At 71.6% G+C, this 22,013-nt stretch carries 11 protein-coding genes; 7 read left to right on the top strand and 4 right to left on the bottom strand.

Annotated elements, in window-relative coordinates:
- Positions 1 to 151: 151 nt before the first annotated feature.
- Entirely contained in the window at positions 152 to 2,545 is a 2,394-nt protein-coding gene (locus tag PT931_RS14800) for a glycoside hydrolase family 15 protein (RefSeq protein WP_456246314.1), read from the top strand.
- A gap of 149 nt (positions 2,546 to 2,694) precedes the next feature.
- On the opposite strand, the gene PT931_RS14795 is transcribed toward PT931_RS14800, so the two are convergent.
- Genes PT931_RS14795 through PT931_RS14785 form a run of 3 tightly spaced genes read right to left on the bottom strand, consistent with a single transcriptional unit; the run spans position 2,695 to position 8,780 of the window.
- Positions 2,695 to 5,688 carry a BTAD domain-containing putative transcriptional regulator gene (locus PT931_RS14795; protein ID WP_456246313.1) on the bottom strand — a complete coding sequence of 998 codons (2,994 nt, stop codon included), beginning with the start codon at positions 5,686 to 5,688 and terminating at the stop codon, positions 2,695 to 2,697.
- Between the two features lie 9 nt (positions 5,689 to 5,697).
- Positions 5,698 to 7,248, bottom strand: a complete 1,551-nt coding sequence (locus PT931_RS14790) for an MFS transporter (protein ID WP_456246312.1) — start codon at positions 7,246 to 7,248, stop codon at positions 5,698 to 5,700.
- Entirely contained in the window at positions 7,245 to 8,780 is a 1,536-nt protein-coding gene (locus tag PT931_RS14785; protein WP_456246311.1) for an AMP-binding protein, read from the bottom strand. The genes PT931_RS14790 and PT931_RS14785 overlap by 4 nt, the downstream gene beginning before the upstream one ends.
- Before the next feature lie 367 nt (positions 8,781 to 9,147).
- On the opposite strand from PT931_RS14785, the gene PT931_RS14780 reads away from it, so the two are divergent.
- The 6 genes from PT931_RS14780 (at position 9,148) to PT931_RS14755 (ending at position 18,749) form a co-directional block, all read left to right on the top strand.
- Positions 9,148 to 10,407: an SGNH/GDSL hydrolase family protein gene (locus tag PT931_RS14780; protein ID WP_456246331.1), complete on the top strand. Its 1,260-nt coding sequence runs from the start codon at positions 9,148 to 9,150 to the stop codon at positions 10,405 to 10,407.
- A gap of 127 nt (positions 10,408 to 10,534) precedes the next feature.
- Positions 10,535 to 11,773: a cytochrome P450 gene (locus tag PT931_RS14775; protein WP_456246310.1), complete on the top strand. Its 1,239-nt coding sequence runs from the start codon at positions 10,535 to 10,537 to the stop codon at positions 11,771 to 11,773.
- Between the two features lie 157 nt (positions 11,774 to 11,930).
- Positions 11,931 to 13,466, top strand: coding sequence for a helix-turn-helix domain-containing protein (locus PT931_RS14770; protein ID WP_456246309.1), 1,536 nt, complete (start codon positions 11,931 to 11,933; stop codon positions 13,464 to 13,466).
- Positions 13,467 to 13,762: 296 nt separating this feature from the next.
- A complete protein-coding gene (locus PT931_RS14765; protein WP_456246308.1) occupies positions 13,763 to 15,679 on the top strand; it encodes a type 2 lanthipeptide synthetase LanM family protein in 1,917 nt (638 codons plus the stop codon).
- On the top strand, positions 15,676 to 15,840 hold the full coding sequence (locus tag PT931_RS14760; RefSeq protein ID WP_456246307.1) for a hypothetical protein: 165 nt from the start codon (positions 15,676 to 15,678) through the stop codon (positions 15,838 to 15,840). Before PT931_RS14765 ends, PT931_RS14760 begins: the two co-directional genes overlap by 4 nt.
- On the top strand, positions 15,837 to 18,749 hold the full coding sequence (locus PT931_RS14755) for a helix-turn-helix transcriptional regulator (protein ID WP_456246306.1): 2,913 nt from the start codon (positions 15,837 to 15,839) through the stop codon (positions 18,747 to 18,749). The genes PT931_RS14760 and PT931_RS14755 overlap by 4 nt, the downstream gene beginning before the upstream one ends.
- A gap of 28 nt (positions 18,750 to 18,777) precedes the next feature.
- Here PT931_RS14755 and PT931_RS14750 read toward each other — a convergent pair whose 3' ends face one another.
- On the bottom strand, positions 18,778 to 21,843 hold the full coding sequence (locus PT931_RS14750; RefSeq protein ID WP_456246305.1) for a BTAD domain-containing putative transcriptional regulator: 3,066 nt from the start codon (positions 21,841 to 21,843) through the stop codon (positions 18,778 to 18,780).
- Positions 21,844 to 22,013 lie beyond the last annotated feature (170 nt).

Genomic DNA, 22,013 nt, shown 5'->3' with positions numbered 1-22,013 from the left:
TCCCATGACCAAGATGGGGCATCTCCACCTCGCAAAGGACGTTTCACGTTTGTTGCCCAGAGGTGAAGTTGGCGTTGCGGAGGGGTGTTCAACGCATCGAAAGTGCAATATGTTCTGCGGCGCAACCATCACCCCCCGGATGGAGAACGCTATGAGAACCCGCACGGCCCTAACCGTGGTCGTCGCGCTCGGCGCGGCACTGCTGGGCCCCGCCCCCGCGTTCGCGGCCCCGGCCCCCGGAGCCCCCGGCGTCGGCTCCGCGTGGACCACCGGCGCCAAGGACGGTCTGGGCACCTCCGCCACGACCGGCTCCAAGGTCTGGTTCACCCTCGGCCAGGGGATCACCCACGAGGTGTACTACCCGACCGTCGACACCGCCAACGTCCAGGACCTGCAGTTCGTCGTCAGCGACGGCGCGACGTTCACCGAGCTGGAACGCGACGCCACCACCCACGCCACCACGCTCACCGACCCGCGCGCGCTCAGTTACGACCAGGTCAACACCGCCAGGAGCGGCAGATACCGGATCACCAAGAGTTACGCCGCGGACCCGGCCCGGCAGACGATGCTGCTCCGGACCAGGTTCCAGGTCCTCTCCGGCGGACCGCTGAAGCTCTACGTCCTGTACAACCCATCCCTGAACAACTCCGGGATGGGCGACACCGGGGCCACCTCCGCCGGCCAGCTCGTCGCCAGCGACGGCCCCGTGGCCAGCGCCCTCGCCGCGTCCACCGGCTTCACGGCCCTGACCAGCGGCTACAGCGGAACCCCCTCCGACGGGTACGTGGACCTGCGCGGCAACCACGCGCTCGACGCCAGCTACGACTCCGCCGGCACCCCCGGCAACCTCGTGCAGTTCGGCCAGGTGCCGGTCGGGGCCGACTCGACGTTCACCCTAGCGCTCGGCTTCGGCGCGGACCGCACCGCCGCGTCCGCCGCCGCCTCGGGTTCCCTGGCCGCCGGGTTCACCGCCGTCGCGGCCTCCTACGCCGCCGGCTGGCACGCGTACCTGTCCGGGCTGAACGCCGCGCCGGTCAGCGTGACGTCGACGGGGCTGGGGACCCAGTACAACGTCGCGTTGATGACCCTGAAGGCACACGAGGACAAGACCTACCTCGGCGCGAACGTCGCCTCGCTCACCGTGCCCTGGGGCCAGGCGATCAACGCCGACAACCCGGGCACCGCCGGCTACCACGCCGTGTGGTCCCGCGACCTCTACCAGGTCGCCACCGCCCAGCTCTACGCCGGGGACGCCGCCGCCGCGAACCGCTCCCTCGACTACCTGCTCAACGTCCAGCAGCGCCCCGACGGCTCGTTCCCGCAGAACACCCGCCTCGACGGCACCCCGGTCTGGGGCAGCCTGCAACTCGACGAGGTCGCGTACCCCATCATTCTCGCCTGGCATCTCGGCCGCACCGACGCGTGGCCGAAGCTGAGGAAGTCCGCCGACTTCCTCCGCGCCCGGGGCACGAACAGCCCGCAGGAACGCTGGGAGGAGGAGGCCGGCTACTCGCCCTCGACCATCGCCGCCGAGATCGCCGGCCTGGTGTGCGCGGCGGCCCTCGGCGGGGACCCGTCCTACCTGACGACGGCGGACGCCTGGCGGGCCGCGCTCGACGGCCAGACCTTCACCACCTCCGGGCACCTCGGCGACGGCCGCTACTACCAGCGCGTCGACGCCAACGGAAACCCCAACGACGGCCAGCCCCTGGAGATCAACTCGGGCGGCGGGACCTGGGACGAGCGGGACGTCGTCGACGGCGGCTTCCTCGACCTCGTCCGGCTCGGGGTCAAACGCGCCGACGACCCGACCATCCTGGCGTCCCTGCCCGAACTCGACGCCACCCTCAAGGTCAACACCCCGAACGGCGCCATGTGGTACCGCTACAACCACGACGCGTACGGCGAGAAGTCCGACGGCTCGCCCTACACGGGGAGCGGCGGCACCGGTCGGCTGTGGCCGCTGCTGTCCGGGGAACGCGGCGAGTACGAGCTGGCCGCCGGGCGGTCCGCCGCGTCGCACCTGGCCACGATGGCAGCCTCCGCCAACAGTGGCTACATGATCCCGGAGCAGGCGTGGGACCGGCCGTCGGCGTTCGGGTTCGTCTTCGGCGAGGGCACCGACTCCGCGACGCCCCTGGCCTGGTCGATGGCGCAGTTCGTCCGGCTCGCGTTGTCCATCGACGCGGGGAAGCCCGTCGAGCGGCCCTCGGTCGTGGCGGCCCGCTACGCCGGACCGGTCGGCTCCGTGGTCCTCACCGCCACCGTTCCGGCGTCGACCACCGGCACCGTCCACCTCGCCGGGACCCTGAGCGTCCTCGGCACGGGAATGTCCGACTGGGACCCGGCCGGCCTCGCGCTGACCCGGGTGGACGCCACGCACTGGACGGTGACGCTGCCCGCGAACGGGGCCACGTTGCAGTTCAAGCTGACCCGGGGGACCTGGGCGACCGTGGAACGCAACGCCTCCTGCGGGGACATCCCCAACCGGTCGGCCGTGCTGTCGGGGGCACCGGTCGCGGTGACGGTCGCGAACTGGTGCTGAGGCGGCTCGTCCCGTGCGGGGCGCACCCGGTTCCCGTGCGGGGCGCACCCGGTTCCCGTGCGGGGCGCACCCGGTTCCCGCGCGGGGTGCATCCGGGTTGTCGAGCCCGGGCCGCGTGCCCATCCTGAGCAGGGTCCACCTGTTCCGTGTCAGCCCGGCCCGGGGCTCCGCCCCGAGCCGGGCCCGGTACCCCAGCCTGCCCAAAGCTGCGGCACCAGAGAGGAAAGGACACCTTCGGCCTCGGCGGTGAGCCCGTCATAGCCGTGCTTGAGCGTGAGCTTCAGGGCTGCTCGGGCAAAGGATCCGGCCTCTTTGCTCGGCGCCACCAACGCAAGTCCTGTGAGCGCGTGGGACTCCATGAAGGGCGTGCCGGCCGTCCGGGCCAGCGTGAGGGCGTGCGAGTAGTGCTCCCTTGCGCGGTCGTGTTCCGCAGAGAACCGGAAGGTGGTACCGGCGAAGATGTGCACCCGTGCTCTGTGTATCGCGCCGAACGGCTCAACACGGTCGATCGCGGCGCCGACAATTGCCTCAGCTTCCGATCGCCGGCCGGCCCCGGCGCTGGCGGTCGCCAGACACGCCATCGCGTAGGCGGTGAGCACCTGAACTCGGATAGCCATGTAGGCGGTTACCGCTTCTGTGAGTTCCCCGATCGCCTCATCGAACATTCCGCTCAGGACATGGGCGTTGCCGGCGATGAGAAGTGCGCCCGGGAGGTAGGTGCGGTCCTTCAGTTGGCGAAGTGCGCCGGTCGCTTCAGCGGCCACTGCGAGTGCTTCCGGATATCGCCCCTGCTCGATGAAGATGTGTCCGATGTTGAGGCGGTTGATGGCGGCGCCAACGGGAACACCCGCCTGGACCTGGAGGGCTAGGGAACGTTCGTGAACGTCCAGGCTGTCGGAGAGTCGGCCCTGGTTGCGCAGCATGATACCCAGAGTGATCATCGTGTCCGCCTGCTTGGTCACGTTTTTCACTCGTTGGAGCAAGCTGATCGAACGCCGAAAGTCCTCCACAGCATCGTCCAGGCGGTTGAACTCTCTTTTGACGGTCCCGAGGCCGCTGAGCGCTGATGCCTCAGCGGCCGCGTTGCGCGTGAGTCGAGCTGCCGACACGTGCGCCTCCCCGATCTCGATCATGTTTGCGGGAGGCCCCAGACGGCTGATCAGGGGTTTGGTCGCCTCGGCCAGGATGCAGGCCAGGACCGGCAGACCGTATGGCGCCGCGTCGACAATGCTGTGCCACAACTGGGGGCTCTCCGCCTCCAGCCACTCCAGGGCCTTCTCTACGTTGGGGAATTGGACTAGCGACTCAGCGGGGAAGGAAGGTCGGCCCATGTCGGGAAAGGCAACCGTCGCGGCCGCCGCTGCCATTCCCGCCTGCCACTCGTACAGCCGGGTCCTGGCCGCCGCGAGATCTGGCTCCTCCACCGAGCGCTGCCGGGAGTACAACAACATCAGGTCATGCCGGGTGTACCGCCCGTCCGGCCGCTCCGAGATCAGATGCGCCCCCGCCAACCTCTCCAGCAGCCCCGCCTCGACCTCGTCCACATCGGCCAGCACCGCCGCGCTCCCCACCCCGAAGTCCGGCGCCGCCAGCACCCCCACCAGGCGGAACATCCGTCGCACGTCCGGTTCCAGGCTGGCGTAGGACTGGTCGAACGCCGCCCGCACCGCGCTCTGCGGATCCCCGTCGATCGCCAACGCGGCCAACGCGTCGGAGGCCCGCAGCTCCGCGAGCTGGGCGGTCACGGTCAACCCGGGCCGGTCGGCGAGGTGCGCGGCGGCGATCCGCAGCGCCAACGGCAACCGCGCGCAGGCCGCCACCAACCCGGCCGTGGCCCCGGGCTCGGCCCGCAGCCGCCCGGCCCCCACGATCTGGGCCAGCAGTTCCTCGGCCTCCCCGGCCCCGAGCACCTCCAACCCCAACCGCCCGACTTCGGGCCCCGGGAGCTTCTCCCCGTCCGGGACGAGGGCCGGGAGGCGGTCGCGGCTGGTGACCAGGAGCAGGCATCCGGGCGATTCGGGCAGCAGCGGCCGGATCTGTTCGGGGGAGCTGGCGTTGTCGAGGACCAGGAGGGTCCGGGTGCCCGACAGGCGAGATCGCAGCGCCGCCGAAGCCTCGGACACCTCCCCGGGCACCTGGTCGGCGGGTACCCCGAGCGCGCGCAGGAACCGCCCGAGGGTCTCCAGCGCCGGCACCGGCCGGTCGTACCCGCGGAGGTCGATGTGCAGTTGACCGTCGGGGTAGCGCCGGGCGTTGCGGCGCGCCCACCGGGTCGCGAGCGCCGTCTTGCCCACGCCCGCCGGGCCCGTGACCAGGACGACGGGATGGGACCGGAGCCGGTCGAGGGCGCGGAGCGGGGCGGTGCGGCCGACGAAACCGGCCGGGTCGGCGGGGAGCTGCGCGGGCGGGCGGGCCGGGGGAGCGGGGGTGGTGGTGGGGACCTCGTCGCGGAGTACCGAGAGATAGGTTTCCCGCAGTTCCGCGCCCGGGGTGGCGCCGTCGGCCGCGCGCCGGCGCCGGGTCTCCTCGTAGGCGGTCAGCGCCTCGGCGGTCCGGCCGGACCGGTGCAGGGCGAGCATCCGCAGCGCGGTGAACCGGTCGACGTCGGGGTGTTCGGCCGCCAGCCGGGTGAGTTCGGGCAGCAGGGCGGCGTGCCGGCCGAGTTCGAGGCCCGCCGCCAGCCAGTCGCCGGTGGCGCGGAGCCGTTCGGCGGTGAGCGCGGCGAACAGGCCACCGGCGGCCAAGTCCTCGGGCAGCTCGCCGCGCCACAGGTCCAGGGCGTCCCGGAGCAGGTCACAGCGCCGGGCGGGGGAGGTCTCCGTGTCGGCCCGGGCGACGAGGGCCCGGAACCGGCCGGCGTCGGTGTGCTCGGGGGCGACGTCGAGCCGGTAGCCGCCGCGTTCCGCCACGAGCCGGGACCGGCCCACGAGTGCGCGCAGCCGGGACACCATGCTGTGCAGGGAGGACCGGGCGCGGTCGGGGCCGGCGCCGTCCCAGAGCAGGTCGAGCAGCCGGTCGGTGCCGACGACCTCGCCGGGGTGCAGGAGCAGCACGATCAGCAGGCGACGTTCGCGCCGCCGGGACACCATGAGAGGGGTACCGTCGACGTCGCCCTCGAAGGGGCCCAGGATCCGGAACAGCACCCCGCGACCCTACGTGGCGGACACGGCCTTCTCGCCGGCCACCGGAGCGTCGTCGACCGAGGCGTCCCGCACCGGGGCATCCCGCACCGGGGCATCCCGCACCGGGGCATCCCGCACCAGAGTGTCCCGCACCAGAGCGTCCGCCGCCGGGGCGTCCCCCGCAGGCTCCGCCACCTTCGGCCCGGTCTCCTGAGCCCCGGCCGCCGCCGGCACGGCCACCGGAGCGACCGACCCCTCTGTCCCCGGGACCACCGACCTCTCGGTCCCCGCGACCACCGACCCCTCGCTCCCGAGGGTCTCCGCGGCCACGGCCTCCGACTCCCCGCCCGCCGCGTCCCCGGGCGCCGCCTTCACGACCACCCCCAACGGATCCCGCCCCCGGAACCCGAGCAACGGAATCAGACTGACCGCCAGGAACACGACCCCGAACACCAGGATCGTCGTGGTCAACCCGATCCCGGGCACCGCCCACCCGGCCAGCAGCCCCCCGATCGGGATGCCGGCGAAGCACACGGCCGTGACCAGCCCGAACACCCGGGTCTGCAACCCGGCGGGCACCCGCTTGTACAGCGCGGCGCCGTACACCGGGTTCACCGAGCACATCGCGACCCCCGACAGCAGGGTCACCACCATCACGACGGTCAGGCTGTCGCTGAGCCCGAGGACCAGCAGCCGGGGCGCGCCGCCCAGGATGGCCCCGAGCGTGAACGCCAGGTACTGCGGGATCCGGGTCGACAGGAACGTGAACACGAGACTGCCGAGGACGACCCCGAGCGCGAACGCCCCGCCGACCAGGCCGAGCGCGGCCGGGGTGTGCACGACGTCGCGTACCCAGAGCGGGACGAACACGACCACGGCCGCCTGGGTGAACAGGTTGCTGGCGAACAGGATGACGGTCATCGTGACCAGCAGCCGGTCCTGGGCCAGGGCCCTGACCCCGCCGCGCAGCGCGACCAGGTAGGGCTCCTTCGGCTCGGAGGCCTCCGAGGGCTCGTCGGCGGGCGGCCGGACGAACACCCCGACCAGGAGCACGCCCGCCGCGAAGGTCAGGCCGGTGAAGCCGACGACGAGCGGGGCGCTCCACCAGTAGATGAGGACGCCGCCGAGGGGCGCGCCGAGCAGGATCGCGGCCCGGGTCATGCCCTCGTACAGGGACGTCACCCGGATCATGGGGACGTCCGCGAGTTCGGCCATCGGGCGGAGCAGGACGTGCTTGGCCCGGTCGCCGACGCCGCGCATCGCGCCCATCACGGACACCAGCAGGATCAGGGTGACGAAGTCCAGCCCGGGGATCAGCGCGACCGCCGCGAGGGCCGCCGCGCTGCCCACGTCGGTGTAGACGGACGTCCGCCACAGCCCGAACCGGTCGGCGAGCGGGGTCGCGAAGACGCTGGACAGGACGTAGAGCACCATCTCGGCCCCGGCGGCGATGCCCATCTTCACCGGGCTGTCCGTCATGACGAGGACCAGCCAGGGCACGGCGACGACGGACATCCGGATGCCGAGCGCCGCGATCGTGTCGGCGATCAGCAGCGCGACCAGGCCGGTGCGCCGGTTCACGCGCGCTCGGCCCGGTACCGGGCCCGCAGTGCCTTCTTGTCCACCTTGCCGGTGTTCCCGAGCGGCAGCCGGTCCACGAAGTCGATGGTGCGGGGCACCCAGATCGGGGTGAAGTCCTCCAGCACCCGGGCCTGGAGGACCTCCACGTCCACCACGCTGTCGGGGGCGAGAACGACGTAGGCGTGCACGACCTCGCCGAGCTTCTCGTCGTCGACGCCGATGACGGCGGCGGCGCGGATCTCGGGCTGGGCGGCGAGGAAGTCCTCCAGCGGGCGGGAGAACACGTTCCGCGAGCCCCGGCCGGTGACGATCATGTCCTTGACCCGGTCGACGAGGTACAGGTAGCCGTCGGCGTCGAGCTTGCCCAGGTCCCCGGTGCGGATCCAGCCGTCGACCAGGGTCTCGGCGGTGTACTCGGGCTGCCCCCAGTACCCGGTCATGTTGAGCTTGCTCGACACCCAGACCTCGCCGAGCTCGCCGGTGGGCACCTCGCGGGCGTCCTCGTCGCGGATCTCGATCCGGACGTCGCCGTAGGGCAGGCCGCAGGAGCCGAGCCGCTCGGGGTGCGCCGGGTCGGGGGTGACGGCGGGCATGGCGGTGATCAGGGTGGACTCGCTCAACCCGTACGCGATCCGAACGACCGGGCCGAGCAGTTCGTACGCCTGGACCAGCCGGGCGGGGGCCGTCGGGGCGCTGCCGACGTTGAACATCAGCATCTGGTCGAAGTCGGTTTCGGCGAGCTTCGGGTGGTCGAGCAGCTCGTAGAACAGCGGGGGCGACACGAACGTCGAGTTGATCTTCTCGGCGTGGATGGTGGCCAGGAAGACGTCGGCGTCCCAGTCCTCCTGGACGAACAGCACCCCGCCGTGGAACAGGTTGAAGTACGCGGTCATCGGCCCGCTGACGTGCCACGGCGGGGTGACCGACAGGTGCCGCAGCACCGGGTGCCCCGAGTCGCGGAACTGGGTGGCCAGCTCGATGACCTGCTCGAAGAAGCCCTGCCGGTGGTGCACCATCTTGGGCAGTCCGGTGGTGCCGCTGGTCTGGAACACCGACTCGGGCTCGTGCGTCACTCCGGACAGGTCCAGGGCGGGGGCGTCGGCGGCGCGCGCGGCGAGCAGGTCGGGGCCGAGCCCGTCCGGGCCGAGGCACAGCACGGGCAGCGGGGCGAGGCTGGCCGCGATCTCCCGGCCGAGCGCGTCCTGGGTCCGGGCGTCGTAGATCAGCGCGTCGAGCTGGGCCAACTGGACATAGGCGGCCAGCTCGTTGCGGGGAGTGATCAGGGCGATCCACACGGTACGACAGCCGAGCAGGTGCAGCGCCAGGTGCAGCGGCAGCGCCTCGGGCGGGTTGGACACGAGCACCCCGACGGCGGTGCCGGACCGCACCCCGTTGTCCTGGAGGGCCGCCGCGAGGTCGAGCACCTTCGCGCGGACGTCGTCGTAGCTGAGCCGGACGCCGTCGCCGACGAGCGCCTCCCGCTGGCCGTAGCCGGCGAGGATGTCCAGGGCGCGATTGACGTAGTTGTCCATCTAAATCCCCTACTTCACTGGTCGATGATCGCGCCCCCGGACGCGGAGAAATGCATGGGGGCTCAGCCCACCTAGCGGGACAATACCGCTCTCTCCGGCTCTGGGCCAGTATGGAAGATCCACAGTGGCTCAGGTGCGGGAATGACCTATTCGTGGCGCTTTCCCGAATAGGCAGTCCACAGTGCATTCGTTATATCGATATGCATGAAAGGGCTGGTGAATCCATTCTAAGAGCCGATTGACGGTGTACGACGAGGGCACTAACTTGTTGTCCCTACCGCCTGAGTAATTGACGGGCGGGCGACCCACGTTGGTCATCAATTGGAGGTTCGCTCCCGACATGAACACCCCTCGAAAGTTGCGGGTTCTGCTGGCCGCCTCGGCGGTCGCGGTTGTCGCATCCTCTGTGCTCGCCGCGAGCAGCGGTTCGGCGACCGGCGGCATTGACAAGAACAAGGAATGGGTCGGCACGTGGGCGGCGGGGTCGACGCCCGGTAGCGTCGCCGGTGGTTCCAGCATGGTCGGATTCACCAACCAGAGTCTCCGCCAGATCGTGCACACCTCGGTGGGCGGCGAGGCTCTGCGGATCCGTCTGTCCGACCAGTACGGCCTGAACGCGTCCGTCACCATCGGACACGCGACGGTTGCTCTTCCGGATCTCACGACTCCGGACCTGTCCGACATCGACCCGGCGAGCGTGCGCGAACTGACGTTCAACGGTAAGACGTCGGTCGTCCAGAAAAAGGGAACCGACATCCTCAGCGACCCGCTCACCTTCGCGGTCGGGGCGCAGCAGGACCTCGTGGTGACGCTCTTCTTCCCGGTCGCGACCGGGTCGACGACGTTCCACTTCCAGTCGCGGCAGATCTCGTATGTCGCGGCCGGTGACCGGACCAACGAGGCCACGGTGCCCGGTGCCGTCGCGCGGGAGAACTTCTACTTCCTCGCCGGTGTCGACGTACTGCGGGAGAAGGCCGGCGGCTCGGTCGTCATCTTCGGTGACTCCATCGCCAACGGCACCAACTCCACGCTGAACGGCAACAAGCGGTGGCCGGACGCTCTGGCCGGCCGCCTGATCGCCACCCCGCGTGGCGACCGGGTCCCGGGCGTGCTGAACCTCGGCATCGCGGGCAACCGGGTCACCAAGGACGGGCTCGAGCCCATCGCCGGTGGCGGCGGGTTCGCCGAGGTCGGCAACAGCGCGCTGTTCCGGCTCCAGCACGACGCGTTGTCGCAGGCCGGGGTCGGTACCGTCCTGGTCGAGCTGGGCATCAACGACATCTGGATGAGCAACGAGAGCCCCGAGGCGATCATCGACGGGCTGCACCAGATCGCGATCCAGGTCCGGCAGAAGGGCCTGAAGGTCGTGGCCTGCACCCTGATGCCGTACGAGAACGCCACCAGCGCCGTGTGGACCCCCGAGCGGGAGGCCACCCGGCTGGCGGTGAACGAGTACCTGCGCACGAGTTCCGACTTCGATGGCCTGGTCGACTTCGACAAGGTCATGCGGGACCCGGCGGCCCCGAGCAAGCTGCGCGCCGAGTTCGACAGTGGGGACCACATCCACCCGAACGACGCGGGCTACCAGGCGATGGCGAACGCCGTCAACCTGAACCTGCTCCGTTAGGTTGCTGTAAGTATCCGAGCCCGGCACGCCATCGGCGTGCCGGGTTTTTTTTCTGTCTATTCCGCGACTTGCAAAGTCGGTCTAAGGTCCACTGTGTTCCTTCGAACATCTGTTAAAGGACTACACCGTGGATGCTGGCACTATCCTACGTAAGATTCTCAGCCCGGCGGGCCGGCGCGATCCGTGGCCGCTGTACGCGTCGCTGCACGCCCTGGGGCAGGTCAACGCCCTGCCGCGGATCCCCGGCTCGAAGATGTGCGCCGTGGTCAACGGGTACGAGGCGGTGGGGGAGGTTCTGCGCGACGTCCGGTTCGTCAACCTCGACCGCGACAATATCGCCGATTCCCGCCCCGACTGGGAAGAGCACCCTTTCTACACCACTTTGATGGGTACCATCATGTTCAGCAACGCCGCTGAGCACTCCCGGTTCCGCCGGCTGTTCGGCAAGGTGTTCACCCCGCGCCGGGTGACGGCGATGGAGGAGTCCATCACGGACCTGATCGACGCCCGGCTCGACGGCATGGCGGCGGCGGGCGCGGACGGCTCCGAACTCGACTTCATGACCGAGTTCGCCTATCCGGTGCCGGCGGGGGTCGTCGGGCAGCTGCTCGGCATCCCGGAGTCCGAGCAGGCCTGGGTGCCGCCCCGCACGGACCTGATCAACGAGGCCCTGAACATGCGGGTCAACAACACCCGCGTCCTGGAGGCCGCCGACGTGGCCACCCAGGAACTCGTCGACTACTACCTGGACCTCATCAGCCGGCTGCGCGCCGAACCCGGCGACGACGTGACGAGCGGGCTGATCCAGGAGATCGACGCGGCCGGCGGGGGCGTGTCCGACCTCGAGCTGGCCTGCAACCTGGTGGTGACGTACAACGCGGCGTTCTCCACCACCACCCCGATGTTCGCCGCCGCGCTGGTCGAGCTGCTGGAACGCCCCGAGCAGGCCGCGCGGATGCGGGACGTGCCCGAGGCGGCGGGCCCGCTGGTCGAGGAGATCCTGCGGTACCAGACGTCCGTGCACTTCGTCAGCCGCAGCGCCTCGGAGGACCTGACCGTGCACGGGGTGGACATCCCGAAGGGCGGCACGATCCTCGTGATGCTCGGCGCGGCCAACCGGGACCCGAAGCGGTTCGCCGACCCGGACCTCTTCCACCCGGAGCGGCTGGACAACAACCCGATCAGCTTCGGGGTCGGCCCGCACTACTGCCTGGGTGCGGCGCTGTCCCGCCGGGAGGCGCAGCTCGCCCTGCCCCGGCTGCTGCGCCGGTTCCCGGAGCTGGCGATCGGGGAGAACCCGCAGCTCAACGACTCGATCCTGTTGCCGAGCTACCTGAGGCTGCCGGTCACCCTCGGCCAGTTCTGACGTCACCAGCCGGGTCGCAGAGGTGCGACCCGGCGCCGGTGGTTTCGTGCGCTCCCTGTTCCCCTGGCGTCACTGAGCGCATTTCCCGCTCCCGGATCCGTGCCACGCCGAACGAGGGGGCCGCACGCAACGTCATCTGTGAGATAAGGTCGCCGTCATGTCTGACGTGCATGACTACCTGCGCCGCATCGGCGGTCTCATCCGTGCCTCCCGCAAGCACCGCGGCTGGACCCAGGCGCAGCTCGCCGAGGCGCTGGGCACCAGCCAGAGCGCGGTCAACCGGATCGAGCACGGCCACCAGAACCTGAGCCTCGACATGCTGACCCGGATCGGCGACGCCCTCGACAGCGAGATCATCTCGATCGGGCACACCGGACCGATGCACCTGCGGATCGAGGGCGGCCAGCAGCTCTCCGGCAGCATCGACGTCCGGTCCAGCAAGAACGCGGGGGTGGCCCTGCTGTGCGCGTCGCTGCTCAACAAGGGCCGGACGACCCTGCGCAAGGTGGCCAGGATCGAGGAGGTCAACCGGATCCTGGAGGTGCTCGGCAGCATCGGGGTGAAGACCCGCTGGCTCAACGAGGACAACGACCTGGAGATCACCCGGCCGGCCGTCCTGGACCTGAGCACGATGGACGTCGAGGCGGCGCGGCGGACCCGCAGCGTCCTGATGTTCCTCGGTCCGCTGCTGCACGAGCTGGACCGGTTCGAGCTGCCGTACGCCGGGGGGTGCGACCTGGGCACCCGGACCATCGAGCCGACCCTGACCGCGCTGCGGCCGTTCGGGCTGGCCGTGAAGGCGCACGAGGGGTTCTACCACGCCGACGTCGACCGGGCCGTGGTCCCGACCCGGGCCATCGTCCTCACCGAGCGCGGCGACACCGTCACCGAGAACGTGCTGATGGCCGCCGCCCGGCACCCCGGCGTGACCGTGATCCGCAACGCCAGCTCGAACTACATGGTCCAGGACCTGTGCTTCTTCCTCGGCGAACTGGGCGTGACCGTCGACGGGGTGGGCACCACCACCCTGACCGTGCACGGCGCGGCGGACCTCGACCGCAATGTCGACTACGCCCCGTCCGAGGACCCGATCGAGGCCATGAGCCTGATCGCCGCCGCCATCGTCACCTCCTCCGAGATCACCGTGTGCCGGGCGCCGATCGAGTTCCTCGAGATCGAACTCGCCACCCTGGAGGAGATGGGGCTCGACTACAGCCGGAGCGAGGAGTACCCGGCGGCCAACGGGCACACCCGGCTCGTGGACCTCACGGTCCGGCCGTCCACCCTGCGCGCGCCCCTGGACAAGATCCACCCGATGCCGTTCCCCGGGCTGAACATCGACAACCTGCCGTTCTTCGCGGTCATCGCGGCCGTGGCCTCCGGCTCGACCCTGGTGCACGACTGGGTGTACGAGAACCGGGCCATCTACCTCACCGAGCTCACCAAGCTCGGCGCGCACGTCAAACTCCTCGACCCGCACCGGGTGTACGTGGAGGGCCCCACCCACTGGTCGGCCGCCGAGGTGATCTGCCCGCCCGCCCTGCGCCCGGCCGTGGTGATCCTGCTGGCGATGCTCGCCGCGAAGGGGACGTCCGTCCTGCGGAACATCTACGTGATCGACCGGGGCTACGAGCAGCTCGCCCAGCGACTGAACCTTTTGGGTGCGCGAATCGAGACATTCCGCGACTTGTAGAAAGTACCCCGAAAAAGTACCCATAAAAAGGTTTTAGTGGGGGTGCGACCCGGTCCCAGGAGCCGCACCCCCACTGGGGCCCCGGGATGGCACCGTGTTGGGGCGGATCCATCCCGATCAGCCATGTGAGTGGCTTGGAATGAGTCAATCCCACAGGTCAGCGCCCCGCAACGCGTGCGGGTGAATATGGGGGGACCGCGCGGGAATCTGGGGGCGGGTGGTCCTACCAAAAAGGATCTTTCATCCGGCTGGTGCGAGATATGGCGCTGACCGGCTCCCCGCCGCAGAATGTTGATGTGACTCCATGGGTGAGCGGCCTCAGTCTGGCCGAGCGGCTTGCCCTGTCCGGCCCGCCCACCCCCGCCGCCCCCGTGCCCGACCGCGCCGCCCGCCGGCTCCACCGGTGGCGCGCCGCCCACGACCTCGCCGACACCGGCCAGTGGGCCCGGCGGCTCGCGGCCGTCGGGCTCGACGAGACCGGGGTGCTGGCCCTGCTCGCGGAGGCGCCGGACGCGTTGGCGGCCCGGGCGCCGCGGCCCCGGTGGTCGGTGACGGTCACGGCCCTGTTGGAGACGGCCCCCGACTTCGCGGAGGCGCTGGCCGGGGGCGGTGGCTCCGGCGCCGGTCACGGCGGTTCCCCAGCTCCGGATGACGGTGGCACCGACTCCCCGGCCCCGGCCGCAGCGGGGGCGGCCTGGCAGGCCGGCTTCGCCGCGATCCTCGCGCCCTTCGTCACCACCGCCCGCGAACGCTGCCTGGCCCGGATCCCGGACTCCCCGCTCTGGGACCGCACCGCGCTGGTCACCGGCCTCACCGGCACCCTCGCCGACACGCTCACCCGGATCGCCTGCCGCACCCTCGTCCTCGAACTCAACGTCGCCCGGGTCACCGGCCGCCTCGACGGCGACACCCCGCAGGAGCGGTTCGCCAGCTTCGTCCGGCAGGTCACCCGGCGGGAGACCCTCACCGGGCTCCTCGAGGAGTACCCGGTGCTGGCCCGCCTGCTCGTCCAGGCCACCGACCACGCCGTCGACGCGTACACCGAGCTCCTCGACCGGCTGCGCGCCGACCGCCCCGCCCTCGTCGCCACCCTGCTCGACGGCGTCGACCCCGGCCCGTGCGTCGCCGTCGACACCGGCAGCGGCGACGCGCACCGGGGCGGGCGGACCGTGGCGATCCTGCACTTCGCCGACGGCCGCAGCCTGGTCTACAAGCCCCGCTCCCTCGCCGTCGACATCCACTTCCACGACCTCGTGCGCTGGCTCAACGACACGACCACCTCGACGGGTACCGGCCTCGACCTGCTCACCCCCCGCGTCCTCGACCGGGGCACCCACGGCTGGGCCGAGTTCGTCGAACACCGCCCCCTCCCCGGCCCGCCCGGCCCCTACTACCGCCGGCTCGGCGCCCTCCTGGCCCTCGTGTACGCCCTCGACGGCGTCGACTTCCACCTGGAGAACCTGATCGCCTGCGGGGACCAACCCGTCCTCATCGACCTCGAAGCCCTGTTCCACCCGCCGCACCGGACCGGCGCCGTCGACGAGACCGGCCTGCTGCCCATGGCGGGCCTCGACCTGAGCGGGCTCGGCGGGGCGGAGGGCGCGCCCTACCCGACGGAGGCCGCCGTGCTCGCCGACCCCGGCACCGACGCGATGCGGATCGACCGGCGGACCCTGCTGACCCGGGGCGCGCGGAACCGGCCGGTCCGCGACGGCGTACCCGTCGACGCCCGCTCCTTCACCCGTGACCTGCTCGCCGGCTTCCGCCTCGGCTACACCACGCTCGTGGCCGCGCGGGCCGAGCTCCTGACCCTGCTGGCCACCTTCGCCGACGACGAGACCCGGGTCGTGATCCGCCCGACCTGGGTCTACGCCATGCTCCTCGACGAGTCCACCCACCCCGACGTCCTGCGCGACGCGCTCGACCGGGACCGGATCCTCGACCACCTGTGGGCCCTCTCGGCGGGCGACGCCTTCCGCGAGAACCTGATCCACCACGAGCTGCGCGAGCTGTGGGCCGGGGACGTACCCGTGTTCACCAGCCGACCGGGCAGCCGCGACCTGTTCACCGGCGTCGGGGCGAGGGTTCGCGACGTCTATCCCGAACCGCATCTGGTCCGGGTGTCCCAGAAGATAGCGGCCATGGGCCCCGACGACCTTCTCGCCCAGGAGAAACTGATCGGGGACGCCATGGCGGAAGGAGAAAAACCATGAGCGCTGAGGAACTGGTGTGGGGCTGGAAGAACCCGGAGTACCGGGAGGGCGGTAGCCCCGCCGGGGAGATCGTGCTGGACCCGTGGCTCGGCGGTGACGGCCTGATCATCCTCGTCACGACGACCGGGGAACCCCGCACCCCGGGCACAATGCGAGCATGAGGCTCGTCTCCTCGGTGCTGTTCGGCCGGGACGCCGAATTGCGCCGCCTCACCGACATGTTGACGGAGGCCCGCGCTGGCGCTGGCCAGACCGCTCTGATCGTCGGCGAGGCGGGCATCGGCAAGTCCCGGCTGGCAGCTGAACTGCAACGCCTGGCAGGGGCGGAAGGGGTGCTGGTGTGTCACGGACGCACCAGCACCGCCGCCCCCTCCGTGCCGTTCAGACCGTTGGCCGAGGCGGTGCTGACACTCGTCCGGGTGGTCGGAGTACCGGACCAGCCGGAGCTGGCGCCCTACCGCGCGGCCCTCGGCCGTCTGATTCCCGAGTGGAAGGAGGAGGGCGACGCGCGCCGCGGCGAGTCCGTCCTGGTACTCGCCGAGTCCATCCTCCGGCTGCTGGCGGTCGCCAGTCGGGAGGCCGGCTGCCTGATCGTCCTGGAGGATCTGCACGACGCGGACCCCGAGACCCTGGCGGTGGTGGAGTACCTGATCGACAACCTCGGCGAACTTCCCGTCCTGCTGATCGGCACCAGCCGTCCCGAGCTGGGGCCGGCCCGCGACCTCGTGGAGTCGGCACTCCGGCGGCGCATGGCGCAGGTGATCGAGGTCGGCGCGCTGGACGACCAGGCCGTCGGTCAACTGATCGCGCACTGCCTGGAGTCGAGTCCGGAAGCGGTGCCGCCGGTCGTCACCTCCCAGGTCCGCCGGGACGGCGACGGGAACCCGTTCGTCGTGGAGGAACTGCTCGCCGGCCTGGTGGGCGCGGGGCATCTCGTCCGTCGTGCGCGGCTGTGGGCGGTGGACGGCTCGGTCACGACGAAGGTGCCCACGACTGTCGTCGTGAGCATCACGGAGCGGGCGGAACGTCTGGGCGGGGCCGGCCACGCGTTGCTGTGCAGTGCGGCCGCCCTCGGCCGCCGCTTCTCCGTCGAGGTCGTGCAGCGGGCCACCGGGGTCGACGTCGGGCAGTTGCGCCAGGTGCTGAGCACCGCCGTCCGCACGCAGCTGATCGTGCCGGACGACCAGGGCCCTGAGTGGTACGCCTTCCGGCACGCGCTCACGGCCGACGCGCTGCTCGCGCCGCTGCTGCCCTCCGAGCGGGCCGCTCTGGCCGGTAGGTTGGCCGCCGCGATCGAGGTGTTGTTCCCCTCGCTCGACGACGACTGGTGCCAGAGTCTCGCCCAGCTCAAGTTGGCCACCGGGGACGAGCCCGCCGCCGCCAGCCTCTTCACCGAGGCCGGCCGCCGTGCGCTCGCCGACGGCGCGCCGACCTCCGCGGTCACCCTGCTGGAGAAGGCGCGAACGCTGTCCTTCGGCTGGTTCAGCCCGGCGCTGCGGGCCGAGACCCTGGAACCGCTGCTGACCGCCCTCACGGAGTCCGGACAGACCGAGCGGGCCCTGGAGATGGAGAAGGATCTCGAAGCACTGGCCGGGCACCTCGACGGGGCGCGTCTCGCCGCGTTGCACACCCGGATGGCCGAGGCCGCCGCGGTGGCGGGCCGCTGGCGGGACGGCCTCGCCCAGGTGGCGATCGCGCGTCGGTTGCTGGGGCCCGACGCGGCTCCCGGCCGGAGTGCCCCCATCGACGTGATCGAAGCCCGGATCCTGCAGGACGTGCCCGACGACCCTCGGGTGGGGGAGGCTGAGGGCCTGGCGCAGCGCGCATTGGACGACGCTCTCCGTTTCCCCCTTCCCGAGGTGGGGTGTCAGGCCCTGGAGGTCATGGGGATCGCGGCCCGACGGCGGAGCATGGCGGAATCCGAATCCGTCTTCCAACGGATGCTGGATCTCGCCGACGAACACAACCTGCCGGTCTGGCGGGTGACGGCGCTGAGCTACCTCGGGGCCAACGACCTCCTCGACCAGTCCCGCGCGGGCCGACTCGTTCAGACCAGGGAGGAGTCGGCGCGGCTGGGTGCGTTGCACACGGTGTGCAGTGCGGACGTGCTGCTGGCCTGGCTCGCGGTACACCACGGCGACTACGCGGGGGCCCGGGCGATCGCGGAGCCGTGCGGGGAGCTGGCGGGACGGCTCCGCCTGCGACAGGTGAGCAGGTTCGTGTCCGCGATCAGCGCGGTGTCCGCGGCGCACCGGGGGCAACGTCAGGAGATGGAGGCACATCTCGCGGACCTGGTCGGCGCCGGTGGGGAGGACACCCACTACATGTCGCTCGCCTGGGGGATGGCCGAAGGGTTCTACGAACTCGTGGAGGAGAACCGGGCCGGGTGCCGGGCGAAGATCGACCAGGCACGGCGACGCGAGGAACGGTTCCCCACCGCGCACACGTTGTCGGGTTCCTTCGGCATGGGGCTGTTGCTGGCAGCCCTGGACGGAGAGGCCGGCTGGGCCGAGCACGACACCGTCGCGGCGTCGATGGCCGGTCAGGTCAGGTGGAACCGACAGTTCGTCGTCGCGGCCCGCGCGGTGCTGCACGCCCGGGCAGGCGACCACCTCGCCGCGGAGCTGGCGGTGGCCGAGTCCCAGGATGTCGGTGAGCCCTTCCCGCTGGGCCGGGCCCTCGTGCTCCGGATGCTCGCTGAGGAAGGGCTGGACGGCGGCTGGGGCAACCCGGCCGCGTGGGCGCGCACCGCCGCGGAGTACTTCCACCGCGCCGGGCTCGGCACCGCCGGAGCCGCGTGCCGGGCTCTCCTGCGCCGCGCCGGGGCCTCCGTGCCCCAGCAGCGCCAGGGCTGGGAGGGAGTGCCCGCACCGCTCCGGGAGAGCGGGGTGACGGTGCGGGAGTTCGAGGTGCTGCTGCTGCTCGCGGAGCGGTTGGGGAACGTCGAGATCGGCCAGCGGCTGTTCATCTCGGCGCGGACCGTGGAGAAGCACGTGGCGAGTCTGCTCGCCAAGCTGGGGCACGCGGACCGGCTGGCGCTGTGCGACTTCGCCGCCGGGATGGCGTTCTAGGCGGGGTCGGGGTCGCCGGGACGGCGTTCTAGGCCGGGTCGGGTGGGGCGCCGATCCGGGCGCGGATCCCGTGGGCGCGGGCGGTGAGTTCGGGGTCCGCGGTCGCGAGGCCCAGGACCCGGAGGCTCCGGGCCTCGCCCAGGCGGTGGCCGGTGGACTCGTTGATCGCGAGGGCTCGGCGGGCCTCCGCGGCGGCGAGGTCGAGGTCACCGGCTGACAGGTGCACCTCGGCGAGGGTCGCGCGGGCCCGGCCCTCGCCGACGACGTTCACGCAGCGGTGGGCGATGTCCACCGCGCGCCGGGCCCGCTCCGTGGCCCGTGGGAACGCGGCCGCCCGGGTGTCGAGGCCCGCGAGTCCGCACAGGGTTTCCACCTCGGCTTCCGGGCTGTGTGCCGTGTGCGTCAACTGCCATGCGGCGTCGAATGCCTGATGGGCCTCGTCGAAGCGGCTCAGAGCGGCGAGGGCCGTACCCATCGCGTTCAGCGCGTGTGGCTCGATCAGCTGTTCCTGATGGGTCCGCCCAGAGGCGAACGCGCTGCGCGCATGTTCCAGTGCCTCTTCGTAGCGGCCCGAATCCTGGTGGATCGTGGCGAGGATCTCGTGGGTGTAGCACGCGTGGCCGGCCGCGTGTTCCTGCGCGAGCGACAGCGCGTCGACTCCCCGGACCAACGCCTCGTCCTGCCGGCCCAGCAGGCGGAGTACCTCGCTGATCAGGCTGGTCACCGTGAATATCCGGAAGTCACGGATGCCGCCTTCCTGGCAGATTGTCAAGGCCTCCTGGTAGCGGGCGAGAGCTTCCTCCATCCGCCCGGTCAGGCGCAGGGACCGTCCGAGGTTGTAGAGAACGCGGGTCCGGTTGGGGAGGTCGTCTGTCCTGTCCAGCCAGAAGAGCGCTTCAGCCAGGTGGGGAACAGACTCCTGGTGCGAGCCGATCATCCGGTAGCCCACCCCGACCGCCTCGTGCGCCGACGCCCGAACACCTGGTTCCCCGCTACCGGCGGTCGCGGACAGCACCGCGAGACTCGCCGTGAGGCTTTCGTTGCACGCGCGCCTGAGGTGCAGGAACCCGCTGATGCAGTCAAAGAGGACGAGTGCGGTGAGACCGGCACCACGGGAACACGCATCGTGCACGACCGACAGGAGATTGGCCTGCTCGGCGTCCAGCCAGGCGAGTGCCGCTGTCCGATCGGAGAAGACCGGACAGGTCACGGATGCCGGTGGTGGGGGCAGCGGCACCATCCGCCCGGCAGTCTGGGCCATGTGCTCGTCGGCGGCCGCCGCGCTGTGCAGGTACCAGTCGAACAGTCGCTCGACCGACCGGGTGGCGTCGGGGTCGGCCGCCCCGTGGCCCGCCGCGTACTCCCGCATCAGGTCGTGGAACGCGTACCGGTGCGCCGGATGCGCCTCCACCAGGTGCGCCGACGCCAACCGGTCCAGGCTCCGCCGGGCGGCGAACACCGACGTCCCCGTCAACGCGGCGACAGCCTCCGGCGTGAAGTCCGGCCCGGGCACGAGCCCCAGCAGCCGGAACACCCGGGCGCTCTCCGGATCCAGGGCCGCGTACGAGTGCCCGAACGCCACCCGCACCGACACCGACGGATCGTCCGCGAGTTCCAGCGCGTCGATCCGCACCCCGCTCCCGAGCCGCCCCGCGTGCTCCGCGAGCGACGCTCCCGGCATGTCGGCCACGTGCGCGGCGGTGATCCGCAGCGCGAGGGGCAGGTGTCCGCACAGCTCGGCGATCCGGGCCGCGGCGGTGGGTTCGGCGGCCACCCGGTCCGGCCCGAGGATCGCGCCGAGCAGCCGGACGGACTCCTCCGGTTCCAGGACGGACAGGTTGAGCCGGCGGGCCCCGTTGCGGGCGGTGAGGCCGGCGAGCCGGTCCCGGCTGGTGATCAGGGCGAGGCTGCCGGGGTCGGCGGGCAGCAGGGGGCGGACCTGGTCGGGGTGGCCGGCGTTGTCGAGGAGGATCAGGACCCGGCGGCCGGCCAGGCGGCTGTGGTACAGCGACGTGGCCTCCTCGACGTCGGTGGGGACGTTCTCGGGGGCGACGCCGAGCGCGCGGAGGAACCGGGACAGCGCGTCGAGCGGGGTGACCGGGGAGGCGGCGGAGTAGCCGTGCAGGTTGATGTGCAGTTGGCCGTCGGGGAAGTGGGCGCGGACGCGGTGGGCCCAGTACACGGCGAGGGCTGTTTTTCCCACCCCGCCGACGCCGGCGATGGTGTGCAGGACGACGGCCCGGCCGGAGCCGACCAGCGCGTCGGCGGGCGTGTCCGGCCCGGGGGAGGCGACCAGGGTGTCGAGGGTGGCGAGCTGGGCGGTGCGGCCGGTGAAGTCGGTGATCCGGGGCGGGAGCTGGGCGGGGGTGGGCCAGTCGGCGGGGGTCTCGCGGAGGACGGCGGCGTGGGTGCGGCGGAGTTCGGGGCCGGGGTCCAGGCCCAGGGTCTCGGCGAGGGCCGACCGGATCCGTTCGTAGCCGGCGAGGGCGCCCGCGCGGTCGCCGGTGCGGTGGGCGGCGCGGATCCGTAGTTCGGCGGCGCGTTCGCGGAGCGGGTGCCGGGCGGTGAGGGCGGCGAGTTCGGGGCCGAGGTCGCGGTGCCGGCCGCAGGCGAGGTCCGCCTCGATCCGGGCCTCGAGGGCCGACAGCAGCAGGTCGTCGAGGCCCGGCAGGAGTGCCCGGAGCCTGGTGGTGGCGTCGGCGCCGCACAGCGGGCCCCGGTCCAGGGCGAGGGCCTGGCGGAGCAGCCGGGACCGTTCGGTCGGGTCGGGGACGCCGACCGCGTGGTCGTGCAGGGCCCGGAGTCGGTGGACGTCGACGTCGGTGGCCTCGACCCGGTAGCCGCGCGGGTCGAGGGTGAGCGGGACCCCGCCGGTGGCCAGGGCGCCGCGGAGCCGGGAGACGTGCGCGTGCAGGGCGGAGCGGGGGTCGCGGGGCGGGGTGTCCGGCCAGAGGAGGGCGACGAGGCGGTCGGTGGGCACCGGGCCGGGGTGCAGCAGGAGGGCGGCGAGGAGCTGGCGTTCGCGGCGCTGTCCGATGTGGACCGGTTGGCCGGACCGCCGGGCCTCGATGGCACCCAGCAGCCGGAACTCCATGGCGCACACCCTACCGGCCGGGACGGATCCGACGCCCCACGATCAAGTGCGCGACCATGGGGGTACGGGTGGGGCAAGGATCGTCCACGCCGGTCGGCGCGGGGACCCCGGATGAGCGACGATGTGACCGGACAGGTGCCCGCCGGGCCGTTCCGCTGCGTGAGGGACAC

It is taken from the genome of Longispora urticae (assembly GCF_053902585.1).
The sequence above is the reverse complement of the archived record's forward strand: the minus strand, read 5'-3'. Positions and strand labels throughout refer to the sequence as shown.